This is a genomic window from Rahnella sp. BCC 1045 (genome assembly GCF_019049615.1).
Classification (GTDB): domain Bacteria; phylum Pseudomonadota; class Gammaproteobacteria; order Enterobacterales; family Enterobacteriaceae; genus Rahnella; species Rahnella contaminans.
Genome location: NZ_JAFMOZ010000134.1, coordinates 79,799 through 92,545 on the forward strand (window position 1 = coordinate 79,799; position 12,747 = coordinate 92,545).

Below are 12,747 nucleotides of genomic sequence, written 5' to 3' on the forward strand. Positions count from 1 at the left end.
AAGCCTATTCCTGGTCATCATCAGACAGACGACGACGCGCCAGAGAACGCAGGCCGGTCCACAGTAAGATTGCAGCAAGAATCACCACAATAACCGCCATCAGTGCCAGCAAGGCCGGATGGTTTGCCAGCGCATTCCACACGCGTTCCCACCACGGCAGATGGCCGACATAGTAGGTATCGCCGACTTTCAGGCTGCTCACGCCGGAATCGCGCACCACGGTCACAGAACCAAAGACCTGCGCCCGTTGTTTCGCATCCTGCATTGAGGTGTTCAGCATCTCAAAGCCTTTCTGACCGTTGGCCATCAGCGCCACAACGCTGCGCTGGTCAAAGTAAGGGGACTGCAAACCGACGATGGCCGCAATCGGCCCCTGCGCACTGATCTGCGTACTGGTATCGACGCGCGCATCGCTGGCCGGTGCGGTGTTGTCCGGTAACGCAGCCTGACGGATTGGTGTATTGACCGCATCGCGCGCCGCATCCAGCAGCAGGTTGGCTTTTTTGTCATCACGCAGGGTGTCGTCGCGCATGCCCGCTGGCAGGTTGCCGATAACCAGTAAATCTGCATCGGTGGTTTTCGCTTTTGCCGCGTCTTCCGTGAGGCTAACGCCGAGTGACGGATAACCGGTCAGTGCGCCGATATTACCCATCGCATCCAGTAATGTGGTGAGCTGAACCGGCTGCGGCTGTGGCTGAACCAGTACCAGCGTCTGTGACAAATCGGCCATGCGGCTGAACGGGAAACCGGCGTTGGCAAATGCGCGCAGATCCGGCATCGCCATAAAGTGACGGTAACCGGAGAAGTCGATGGTGGAACTGTCGTCGATCACGACGTGGTTTGGCACGGTGGTGTAGGTTTCGCAGCGCCCTTCCATTCCGCTCGCCAGCAGCGAGGTGTAATCGAAGTCAAAGCGCATCTGGTTTACCGCGCCGAGTTTAAGCGCCGGAATGTTCAGATCTTTGCTGCCGTCCAGCAGCCCCTGTAACAGGGACAAATGCAGAAGCTGCGATTCTTCGTCATGACCGGCTTTCAGGGTTAAATCCTGCACAAACTGGTTATTCAGGCTGATGCTCAGACGGGAGGTATTTTTCAGCTGCGGCGAGGTGTAGCGATATTTCAGGCGCATATCGATACCGGTGCTGTTAATCAGGAACAGGTCTGGCGGCAGATTGATGTTCATGGTGATCGGGTTCGGCTGGAGGCCGTCCGACTGCAACTGTTCCGCGTACTGTTTAAGTTCGCCGAAGTTCATCGGACGGTCTGTCCGCACCCAGTTTGGCGCGTCGTAAGGCTGGCGAGGCTGGATATGATCAACGTTATCCACGCTTACGGTTTCGCCACGGAACAGGATATTGCCCTGCGAAATGCCTTTTACGGCAGTCAGCAGATCGTTGTCATCGCGCCCCAGAATCAGCAGCATTTTGACGTAAGGATTGTCCGCGCGGCTGACCATCTGCACGACCGGCCCTTTCACCGGCGGCATGTCTTTCAGGAAATCAGGACGTTTGTCGTTGGTGGCAAACACTACGGCGTGGTTGTCCGGCAGCTGGTTGTACAGCGTCGGGAAAGACTGCCCGCGCCACTGCGCTTTAGCACCAAACCACGACGCCAGAATGGCAGCCGCCTGTTGCTGGCTGGCGTCCGGAGACGCGGCAAATACCATCGGTAAATCCAGCGGACGGCTGTCGCGCGCATCAAAGAACGGCACCGGGAAATGCGCCAGATCGTTGCTGAGCGGCAGTTTCTGGTATTGCAGACTGAGCGAACTGCCCTTGCCGATTTCCAGCCACAGCGTCGTGTTGGCCGGATTTTCACAGACGTTCTGATAATGGCCGATAAACTCCAGCCGGATGCGGTTGAAGTCGGTGATGTAGCGCGGATCAATGACCATCTGTAAGTGATTTTTCTTGCCGAGCTGGTCTTTATCAATCACTTCAACGCCCATCAGCTGGTCGTTGAGATATACCTTGAGGTGCGACTGCACCGGAATTAATGACGGCGACGGCGTGAATTCAAGATTCAGGGTGGACTGCGTCACGACTTCGTCACTGCGCACACCAAATTCGATTTGCCCGTTGGGCTGAATACCGCGCAGGGTAATCGCGCCCGGCGTCGGAGCGACATCCGCAAACGGCAGCGTCACGTTGCGTACCGGCGCACCCGGAATAATCATCGGATTGACCGCCGGCGCAACCACCGGCAATAGCACCTGCGGCGCAGGCGTATTTTGTGCGACGTCAGGTGCCGGAGCATTGCCCGCGCGCGGCGGTGCCTGCTCGCTGAACGCCGGAGCCGCTGAACCCAAAGCCAATGTCATCAATGCGGATGCCATTAAAGTCGTCAAAGGAAGTCTTTTCATTGTTTAGTCATCATCAGGTTGGATTCATCAGGCTGAGCAGACAGCGGCGGATTGCGTGGGGCAAAGGACAGCAACCAGCAGCCAAACGCCTGGGTGCCGGAGGCCAGAGGGCGATATTTTTTCGGGGCAATGTCCAGCATCCGCAGATAACCGCGAATACCCAGCCCCATCACTTCGCGCAGGCTTTCCATAGGTTTGTCTTCCGGGAAATTGTCTTCACGTAATACCCAGCTGTCAGCGCGGGCAAAGGTACATTGAATGAAATCGATATGCTGTTGTGTGGTTAAAGGCTGAAGCTGCATGCCGATGCTTTTGCCAAATACCCGGCTGATTTGCATCGGGAATGTATACTCCTGCTGACCACGATGAAGCAGTAACGTGACGTTGTCACCCGACTGGAACTGGCTGGCACTCTCGGTTTCCAGCCCGACACCATTATCGGAGTAGTCCTGCACGGTACAGACATAAATATGCCCGTCCGGGCGCATTAATGACGCAGGCATTTTGGCTTCCACGCGGTGAGCCTGACGCACCTGTTTGGATTCGAATGCCACCGCGATCGCCCCGCCCAGAATAATCATGTTGTAAATCACCCACGCCATACTCACCAGCACGGTAAGAATTTCGTCGGTGCGGCCATACATCACGCGGTAAATCCCAAACAACAGACCGGCCAGATTAAGCAGCATCAGCACCTGATACGGGCGGCTGATTTTCCAGTCGACATACGCATGTTTGTTCAGGCCGCCTTTTGCCGTGACGTTAAAAGTCCCGGCGTGCGGATTAAACAGCGCGATGGTCGTCGGCCTGGCGATATACCACGCCAGCACGGTTTCGTAGATTTCATTCCAGAAGGAGTGGCGGTATTTCCCCTGCACCCGCGAGTTGGTCAGGCTGGCGTGGATCATGTGCGGCAGCACGTACAGCGCGATGGCCAGTGCAGGCGCGTAAATCACGTAAGCGTGCAGCAGCAGGAACGCCAGCGGCGCAGTCAGGAAGATCAGCCGCGGAATACCGGCCAGAAAGTGCATCATGGCGTTGGCATAACACAGCCGCTGCGCCAGTTTCAGCCCTTTGCCAAACAGCGGGTTATCTAGGCGGAAAATCTGCACCATCCCGCGCGCCCAGCGGATACGCTGGCTGACGTGCGCTGACAGGCTTTCTGTCGCCAGACCGGCGGCCTGCGGAATACGGATATATGCCGAGCTGTAGCCGTGGCGGTGCATCCGCAGCGAGGTGTGCGCATCTTCAGTGACGGTTTCCACCGCGATGCCGCCGATTTCATCGAGCACGTCACGGCGTAACACCGCGCATGAACCACAGAAGAAACTGGCATCCCACAGGTCGTTACCGTCCTGCACCAGCCCGTAGAACAGCTCGCCTTCATTTGGCGTGCGGCGCATGCGGCCAAGGTTGCGTTCGAAAGGATCCGGCGAGAAGAAGTGATGCGGCGTCTGCAACATGCTGAGTTTTTTATCTTTAAAGAACCAGCCGACGGTCAGTTGCAGGAAAGATCGCGTCGGCACGTGGTCACAGTCAAAAATCGCCACCAGCTGGCTTTTGGCATATTTCAGCGCGTGGTTGATGTTCCCCGCTTTCGCGTGTTCGTGCGTTTCGCGGGCAATATACTGAACCCCGATTTCATGCGCAAAATCGGCGAACTCCTTGCGGTTGCCGTCATCGAGCAGATAAATCGTGAGTTTGTCGCGCGGCCAGTCCAGCCCGAGCGCGGCATACAGCGTCGGTTTCACCACGCTCAGGTCTTCGTTATAAGTAGGGATCATCAGATCCACCGTCGGCCACGTCGATACATCCGCAGGCATCGGCACCGGTTTACGGTTTAGCGGCCAGATGGTCTGGATATAACCAAGCACCAGCACCGTCCAGGAATAGGTTTCCGCACCCAGCAGCAGCAAGCCACAAATCAGGCTAAGCGGATCATCCCAGTTTAACGTCGAGGTGTAACGCCACCATAAATAGCGGCAGGAAATGGTCAGCGAGAGAACTATCAGCATCAGCGCGGGGAATCGCCCCGGGATCCGCCGGATAATCATCGCAATGCTCCACAACAGCACCACGAAAACAAACTGCGCGATATAGCCGAAAGGCTGCGAAATACAGAACATCGCCAGCGTAATCGCGATCAGACTGGTCAGGATTATCAGTACGCGTTTGCCGAGGCGGTTCATTTTACCAATTCGGCGTGTGACGCGAATTTCCAGCGGGTTCTGTTTCACCTGTTTTGGCAGCGATTCCAGCCACAGGATGACTTTCTCGCGTATACGTTGCGGCCATCGGGTGTAAACGATGCGTTCGCGCAGGCCGTCTGATGGAATAATTACCAGCAACCACAGGCTCTGAACCAGATAACGCAAAGGATCGGCCAGACGAGGTTTTGACGGTGAAAATTGCGGATACCAGCGGGTGCGCCGGGCTTGTACATTTTGCCAGGAAGGTGATTCAAAACGCAGAAACAGCCAGCATACAGCGATACAAAAGACCATCGTTCCCGAGGCCAGCCGTGAAGCACGACTGGCGCGATACCGCCGGTAGCGGTCTTGTAATTCAGACACCACCGGTGGCACGAGGAAGAGGTTCAGCAGGCGGTTCATTTTATCGGACTCCGCGCAAATTCAGCAGGAACCAGTTCGCCAGCGTATTAATTTCGCGGCTGATTTTACTGTTTCCTTTCCACTCGCCGACCGGCTGTTTGGCCGCCAGAGATTCGGCCATCGCTTCGTCGCGGTGTAAAATAACCGGGATCATGGTCGGCAAGGTTTCCTGCCACAACAGCAAAATGTCTTGCTGCAACAGGCTGGACGGCACGAACTGATTCACCAGATACCGGCCATTCGCCGGTAAAGCGCGCTGATGGAGTCGTATATGAGATTGCGAGTCGGCGTGGAGTAAAACGAGCGTGCTGTCGGCGATGGCCTGTGCCGGCAGCGGATCGGCGGCGGGAGAATCAATCAGGATCCAGTCATAAACGCCGCTGTTTTTGAGCTGCGTGATGGCTTTATTCCAGTCAAATGCAGGCGACACCTCGCTTTGTGCGCGGGCACTTTCAGGACCGACATTACCGTAAGGTAAAAAGTCCAGATGAGAATGATAACGCATGGCGGATTTTTGCCAGGGTTCGCCGGCATTAAAGGCTGAACGCCAGCCGCGCGTCTGTGTGAAAGGCATTCCGAAATGCAGACGCAACAAATTTTCCGGTGAAAAGTCGATCACCAGAACCCTTTCATTGAGTTGCGCGAGCCCCCAGGCCAGCGCTGCGGTGACTGACGTCGTCCCCGTGCCGCCACGAAATCCCTGTAACGCAATGACAGACATATTAGTTTTTCTCCGCGCCGTGTTTATCGTATTGCGCCAGCTCAGCCAGTAACGGCCAGCGTGACATTAGTTGCGGAATTTTTTCTTTACGGGCGACATCCACGTAATTTAATTCAGTTAAAGAAAAAAGGTGACTCAGCGCAAAAAAATCATCATCTTTTGACGGCTCGGATTCTTCCGAGCCTACAATATTGGGCCCCACCGTTCTTCCTCCCTGCTTCAATGAAAATGCTAGCGGTCTGGCACGGAAAAATTACCGCTCACATAGCGGCATTTTAGTATCAAACATAATTGTGAAGTATTATGATTATTTAATGTAGCAATGATAGAATTTATTATACTCACATTTATCAGTGTGTCCCAAGCAGACTTTTTATCTAAAACGAATACAAGCAGATTAACTATATGGCACTCTCCTTTTCATTGGGCATGAAGCAATACTGGAATGGATTAGCCCAAATGCAGGCCCGGGGGCTTTACTGGGTCAACGCTGACAAGCAGGAAGCCGCGTATCACCTGTGCGGACAGGCTCTTGAGGCTCAGCAGGGCGAAACACCTGTCACTGTATTTTTCCCACAGCACAATTTAATTTGCACTGAAGAAGAAAATAGACTAGACGACGACCACATTCTTCTCTCTCATTTGAAGAAACACCCCAGGCAAACGTTTTATTACCAGTTAGCTGACGGCAAGAAAGCGTTTCTTGGATTGCCAGGTGATATTAATCGTTTGCCTCGTCATCCTGCGTTATTAATGATCTTATTACTTCCTGTTACCTCCTGGCAGATGCTTAATGATAAACAATTTGCCCATTGGGTGAGTGAAATGCGTACCAGCGCGAATAGTAAAGAGGCAACAATCCTTATTATCTGCTACGGCGCGGGTATTAATGCGGTTAAAACTCAGCTGCATTTATATCATCGCAATATATATGGTCTTGCTGATTTAAAAACCGATACCCTCCCGAATCAGTGGGGCATTTCCTGGTGGCACGACGGATTAGGGGCGGAAGCCAACACGCTCTATCCGCTGACACCACGCCAGACCGGCTGGGAACTTCAGAAAAACGTACCCGCCTCAGTGGCCGAACAGGCCGGTGACGATCAGTGGATGTTGCTGGCGGAGCGGTCGGTGCTGGAAGGCGCACCGGCGCTGTCCGAGCGTTGGTTCCTGTTTGACAGCAATGAAGAGCTGGCAGAAAGAGCCCTGCACGCCCGCTCGGCGACAGTTATTTTTGCCCTGAGCGGCAATGACGCCGTGGAAGTGATGGCACGCCAGATCCACCGTCTGCGTATGCAGCGTGGTACGGGTTTGAAAATTGTGGTGCGTGAAATGAATTCTTCCCTGCGCTATGTTGACCAGCGTTTATTGCAGGCCTGTGGCGCAAACCTGGTAGTTCCGCACGCCGCGCGGCTTTCTAATTTCCTGACGCTGCTCGACGATCTGCAAAACCTCACGTTTACCCGCCACGTGCAGGATGATATTGAAACCCTGCTCGACAGCCGGCTGCCGACGCACCATAAAGGCTATCTGCCGCTGCCGGTTTTTTGCAGCGTCATGAACGATATCTGGAACCATGCTTCACTGGCCACCGAATCACGCGGTTTACTGATTTCGCTGCGCCCTGCCGCCGGGATCAGCCCGCAGCAGGCGATGTCGCTGTGTTCCCTGCGCCGCGACGGCGATATTCTTACCGTGACCGAACGGCATCTTTATTTGTTCCTGTCGAACTGTCAGGTTAGCGATGTCGGGAACGTTCTGGCCTTTCTGTTTAATCTGCCGGTGAAAGACGTTTTCACCAGCCAGACATTCTGGAGTCAGGAGCTGGATATTCAGACCGAAGTCCGCCGTCTTGCGGCTAAACCGCCGATGGCAAAAGCCGTGACCGGCCCTGAAACGTATGTGCCACAAAAAGCAGAACCGCTGAAGCGCGCGCAGATCCACGCCCCTGTGCCGGTGACGCTCGTGTTAAACGACACGCCTGTTCAGCAGCAGCCGGAGTAAGCGAAATGGATATCCAGGACATCATTGAGATTTTTATTCTGGCCGCGGTGATATTTATTCCGCTGGGATATGCTTTGCGCAGCCGCCTTCCCGGCTGGAAAAACCGTCTGGCGACACGTTTTCTTTCACCCCGTTATTTAACTCCGATGACAGCCAGCATGATCAGTAAGAACCGCAAACGTTCCGACGCGCTGACTGATGTTTCTCCGGTTACAGGGAAATCCAAGACTCCACTATGAACGAACCGAATTCTTCTTCACCGCGTTTGCGGATCTGGCAATCCTGGCGCGGACTTGGCGCCTGGAACTACTATTTCTTACTTAAATTCGTTCTGCTTTCACAGGGTTATCTGAATTTCGACGCGCTGAGCAATCTGGTGTTTGCCGCCGTATTATTATTCCCGTTGCCTTCGCTGCGTCTGCATCGCTGGCGTCAGTGGATGGCCCTGCCGTTTGGTCTGGCGCTGTTGTACCACGACACCTGGCTGCCGGGCTGGCGCTCAATTATGAACCAGGGCGCGGACGTCGCCGGTTTCAGCGTGAGCTATCTGCTTGAACTGGCAGACCGCTTTATAAACTGGCAGTGGATTGCCGTCGGCTTTGCGCTGCTGGTAGGTTATCTGTTTATTTCTCAGTGGGTGCGCCTGACCACGTTCACGGTTATCGCACTGCTGTGGGTGAATCTGAGCGGGATGATTACGCCGTTTTTCGCGCATTCTCCGGCGGCCGCGGTGGCACAAAACACCCCTGCCGTGACCGCTGCCACTTCGGCGCAGCCTGCCGGTGACAACACCGTTAACGGCCCGCCGACCAATGCCAATCTGAGTGCTTATCTCGAGCAGTTCTACCAGAACGAAAGCCGCAAGGCGACGAAGTTCCCGGATGCGCTGCCTGCGGATGCCCAGCCTTTCGACCTTCTGGTCATCAACATCTGTTCGCTGGCCTGGTCGGATCTGGACGCCGTGAATCTCTCCAGCTCTCCGCTGTGGTCACGTTTCGATTTCGTGTTCAGCAATTTCAACTCAGCGACTGCCTACAGCGGCCCGGCGTCGATTCGCCTGCTGCGCGCCAGCTGCGGCCAGACATCGCACCACAATCTTTACCAGCCTGCCGGTCAGCAATGTTATCTTTTTGACGATCTGGCACGTCTGGGCTTCACCAATCAGCTGGCGATGGACCACACGGGCGTGTTTGGTAATTACATCGGCAATCTGCGTGACGATGCTGATATGAAAGCTCCGCTGATGTCACAGGCCGGTCTGGGTTATGAACTCACGTCATTCGACGGCTCACCGATTTTCAACGACGGGCAGTTGTTCTCCCGCTGGCTGGAAAATCAGGAAAAAGCAGGCACGGCGCGTACCGCCACCTTTTTCAACCTGATCCCCCTGCACGATGGCAACCGCTACGTGGGCAGCAATAAGGGGGCGGATTACCATAACCGTGCACAGACCCTGCTTAGCCAGCTCAATACCTTTATGGATCAGCTGGAGAAATCTGGTCGTAAAGTGATGCTGGTCGTTGTGCCGGAACACGGCGCGGCGCTGGTCGGCGATAAGATGCAGATTTCCGGCCTGCGCGACATCCCGAGTCCGGGCATTACGCACATCCCGGTCGGCGTGAAATTCTTCGGTATGCAGGCGCAGCACGCTTCAACACCGATGAAAATCGACGACCCGAGCAGCTACATGGCGATTTCCGAAATGGTTTCCCGCGCTGTTGATGGCAAAGTCTTCACCAGCCCGACGATGGACTGGAAAACCTTCGCCTCCAACCTGCCGCAGACTCCCCTGGTTTCAGAGAATGAAAACTCGGTGGTAATGGAATATCAGGGGAAAATTTATATCCGGTTAAATGGCGGAAGCTGGGTACCGTACCCGAGCTGACGATTTGTTTGTGGGCTCGCCCCGCCCACACCCTCAGCTCCCAAACTGGCTTTAAGGTCAAGACCGTGGGCGTCGGCCCACACCGACCAAAGACCCGGTAACGCGCGGGCCTCTGGACTCCGCGCTTTTTTCACTGCGCGCTATCGCGGGTGTGACGGACATGTTCCGCAGCAATAGTGAGTGGCGCAAATCCAGGTGCTTCGCACTGCCTTCTCTCGGTCTTCGAGCCTATGGTCTCGAAGCCGCTCCGTTCAGCTGAATTTTGAGCACGCCAATAAACTTATATAAAAGATGAAAAACAGTCTGTCTTTGGATTTAAGATCGTGCAGGCGATTCAGAAAGCTTGCTGAATGAGAGGTTGCAGACCTGAGGCTGCAATCCCGAAATGAAGGCACCGCGTAGCGGCAAGATTTCCAGCCTGTCGCTGCGGCTGCTGAAACATAGCCAGCGAGCGACAGCGCGCAGTGAAGAAGCGCGGGAGTCCAGAGGGCGCGCGCTTACGCGTCCTCTGGGCCAGTTTGGGCGGCGAGCCCAAGGTGTTGGTTTTGAATTTAAAAGCCGCCTGTGTCCGGCATTGACACTGTCATTCCGCAAATAACTGGTCATACACATGCTGTAAATGCCGGCTCATTCTTGCCTTCGCCCCTGCACCATCTTTCGCCAGAATGGCGTCCAAAATTCCCTGATGGTCAGCATTCATTTCACGGGCGAAATCGACTTCGGTGTAATGGCTTTCAAGCCGCATAAACCGGCGGGAACGGCGTTTGTCCCACAGGTATCCCATCATGTCGTGCAGGACTTCGTTGCCGGTCATTTCGCTAATCATCAGATGAAACCGACGGTCGGCTTCCAGAAACGCGTCGTTGTTGGCATTCAGGCTATTTAGCTCATCGGCGATTTCTTTCAGTTTGGCCCGCTGATCGTCCGTGCCGTTAAGCGCGGCCAGTTCGGCGGTCATTGATTCGTAAATCTGCCGCGCCCTGACCAGCGATTGCAGGCTGAACTCTTCTTCCGGCATCATCACCGGCGCGGCTGGGGTCGCCTGCGGGAGCGGGTCGCTGACGTAAACGCCGGTGCCTGTGCGGATTTCCACCCAGCCGGTGATCTCCAGCGCAATCAGCGCCTCGCGGATGGAAGAACGGCTGACGCCCAGCTGTTTGGCCAGATCGCGCTCCGATGGGATCATCGCTCCCGGCGCGAACTGGCCGGTATTAATGCAATTAATCAGTACATTAGAAATCTGGCGATAGAGCCTTTCGACTTTCAGGGTCGGCAAATCCATTATTTTCTCCATGCAGGTGCTGGATCCCAAATCTGTTATCCCGATCACATTAATGATCGGTTCGATGCTGAATCATATGTCGGTCTGATGGCCTGACCAGCAGACCACCTGACCAGACCGCGCATTAAGATTGAACTTATCACCGGCCATGCGTCAACTACATTCAGATGTCAGATAACACTTTTAAGGAAAACACATGGAACAGACTTGGCGTTGGTACGGCCCGAATGACCCGGTTTCACTCGATGATGTGCGTCAGGCTGGCGCGACCGGCGTGGTGACCGCCCTGCACCATATCCCGAACGGTGAAGTCTGGCCGGTGGATGAAATCAAAAAACGTCAGGCACAGCTGGAAGCGAAAGGTCTGGTGTGGTCAGTGGTAGAAAGTATTCCGGTGCATGAGGAAATCAAAACCCGCAGCGGAAACGTCGATCAGCACATCGCCAATTATCAGCAATCTATCCGTAACCTGGCGGAATGCGGCATCGATACGGTCTGCTACAACTTCATGCCGGTTCTGGACTGGACGCGCACGGATCTGGGTTATTTACTGCCGGACGGTTCCCGCGCCCTGCGTTTTGACCACATCGCGTTCGCCGCTTTCGAATTGCATCTTCTGAAACGTGAAGGCGCTAAATCCGATTACAGCGCGGAAGAGCAAAGACAGGCTGCGGATTACTTTGCTGCGATGACACAGGCGGAAAAAGACCAGCTGGTGTCTAACATTATTGCCGGTTTACCGGGCGCGGAAGAAGGCTATACGCTGGATCAGTTCCGTGCGCGTCTCGCCACTTACGACGGCATCGATAAAGCCAAACTGCGCGAAAACATGGCGCACTTCCTGCGCAGCATCGTGCCGGTAGCCGAGCAGTGCGGGATCAGTCTGGCGGTTCACCCGGATGATCCTCCGCGCCCTATCCTCGGCCTGCCGCGCATTATCTCCACCATTGAAGATATGCAGTGGCTGAAAGAAGCCGTCGACAGCATCCACAACGGTTTCTGTTTCTGCACCGGTTCATACGGCGTTCGCGAAGACAATGATTTAGTGAAGATGATGACGACCTACGCCGACCGTGTTCACTTCATCCATCTGCGCGCCACGCAGCGCGAAGAAGTCCCTGGCAGCTTCCACGAAGCCGATCATCTGGACGGCGACGTGGACATGGTTGCAGTTATCAAAGCGATTCTGACCGAAGAGCAAACCCGCCGCAAAGCCGGTAACCTGCGCGCAATCCCGATGCGTCCGGATCACGGCCATCAGATGCTGGATGATTTGCATAAAAAAACCAATCCGGGATATTCGGCGATTGGCCGCTTACGCGGATTAGCAGAGCTGCGGGGTGTGGAGCGGGCATTGAAACAGAGCTTCTTTGCCGAGTAAACTCGCGGGATAAATTAACTTCCGACTGAGATAATTTCGGTTTCTTAATAACGGTTATCACTCGGCCTTTCGCGCTGAAACCGACCAAGAGGGAAAAATGCTTTTTCCCTCTTGGATCTCCCTTCGCTTTTTCAACACGTGCTAACGCTCGCTGGCTATGTTTCAGTGACTGCAGTGACAGGCTGGAAAGCTTGCCGCTGCGCGGTGCCTTCATTTCGGGATTGCAGCCTCAGGTCTGCAACCTCTCATTCAGCAAGCTTTCTGAATCGCCCGCACGATCTTAAATTCAAAAATGGAATGGATTTATCTTTTAGATAAGTTTATTGGCGTGATCAAAATTCAGCTGAACGGAGCGGCTTCGAGACCATAGGCTCGAAGACCGAGAGAAGGCAGTGCGAAGCACCTGGATTTGCGCCACTCACTATTGCTGCGGAACATGTCCGTCACACCCGCGATAGCGCGCAGTGAAAAAAGCGCGGAGTCCAGAGGCCCGCGCGTTA

Annotated in this window: 9 protein-coding genes; 4 read left to right on the forward strand and 5 right to left on the reverse strand. The window is 54.8% G+C overall.

Annotated features, from left to right (window positions below; all coding sequences use genetic code 11):
• Positions 1-4: 4 nt before the first annotated feature.
• From bcsB to bcsR, 4 genes are read right to left on the reverse strand one after another with little or no spacing between them, the layout of a single operon-like run.
• The gene (gene bcsB / locus J1782_RS17215; RefSeq protein WP_217153590.1) at positions 5-2,362 is read right to left on the reverse strand and encodes a cellulose biosynthesis cyclic di-GMP-binding regulatory protein BcsB; all 2,358 of its coding nucleotides are present in this window, start codon (positions 2,360-2,362) and stop codon (positions 5-7) included.
• Positions 2,359-4,974, reverse strand: coding sequence for a UDP-forming cellulose synthase catalytic subunit (gene bcsA / locus J1782_RS17220; RefSeq protein WP_217153591.1), 2,616 nt, complete (start codon positions 4,972-4,974; stop codon positions 2,359-2,361). Before bcsA ends, bcsB begins: the two co-directional genes overlap by 4 nt.
• A 1-nt stretch (position 4,975) precedes the next feature.
• Complete coding sequence (bcsQ, locus tag J1782_RS17225) at positions 4,976-5,695, reverse strand: cellulose biosynthesis protein BcsQ (protein ID WP_152326172.1); 720 nt, start codon at positions 5,693-5,695, stop codon at positions 4,976-4,978.
• Between the two features lies 1 nt (position 5,696).
• Positions 5,697-5,897 (reverse strand): cellulose biosynthesis protein BcsR, encoded by a 201-nt coding sequence (gene bcsR / locus J1782_RS17230; protein ID WP_152326368.1) that lies wholly within the window; start codon positions 5,895-5,897, stop codon positions 5,697-5,699.
• A 203-nt stretch (positions 5,898-6,100) separates the two neighbouring features.
• Between bcsR and bcsE the strand changes: the two genes are divergently transcribed.
• The 3 genes from bcsE to bcsG are packed head-to-tail and all read left to right on the forward strand — an operon-like array spanning position 6,101 to position 9,584.
• The gene (gene bcsE / locus J1782_RS17235; protein WP_165057460.1) at positions 6,101-7,699 is read left to right on the forward strand and encodes a cellulose biosynthesis protein BcsE; all 1,599 of its coding nucleotides are present in this window, start codon (positions 6,101-6,103) and stop codon (positions 7,697-7,699) included.
• A gap of 5 nt (positions 7,700-7,704) precedes the next feature.
• On the forward strand, positions 7,705-7,938 hold the full coding sequence (bcsF, locus tag J1782_RS17240; RefSeq protein WP_165057458.1) for a cellulose biosynthesis protein BcsF: 234 nt from the start codon (positions 7,705-7,707) through the stop codon (positions 7,936-7,938).
• Positions 7,935-9,584, forward strand: coding sequence for a cellulose biosynthesis protein BcsG (gene bcsG / locus J1782_RS17245; protein WP_217153592.1), 1,650 nt, complete (start codon positions 7,935-7,937; stop codon positions 9,582-9,584). Before bcsF ends, bcsG begins: the two co-directional genes overlap by 4 nt.
• Before the next feature lie 583 nt (positions 9,585-10,167).
• On the opposite strand, the gene J1782_RS17250 is transcribed toward bcsG, so the two are convergent.
• Positions 10,168-10,866: a FadR/GntR family transcriptional regulator gene (locus J1782_RS17250; RefSeq protein WP_217153593.1), complete on the reverse strand. Its 699-nt coding sequence runs from the start codon at positions 10,864-10,866 to the stop codon at positions 10,168-10,170.
• Positions 10,867-11,062: 196 nt separating this feature from the next.
• On the opposite strand from J1782_RS17250, the gene uxuA reads away from it, so the two are divergent.
• Positions 11,063-12,247 (forward strand): mannonate dehydratase, encoded by a 1,185-nt coding sequence (uxuA, locus tag J1782_RS17255; RefSeq protein ID WP_217153594.1) that lies wholly within the window; start codon positions 11,063-11,065, stop codon positions 12,245-12,247.
• The last annotated feature ends 500 nt before the right edge of the window (positions 12,248-12,747 follow it).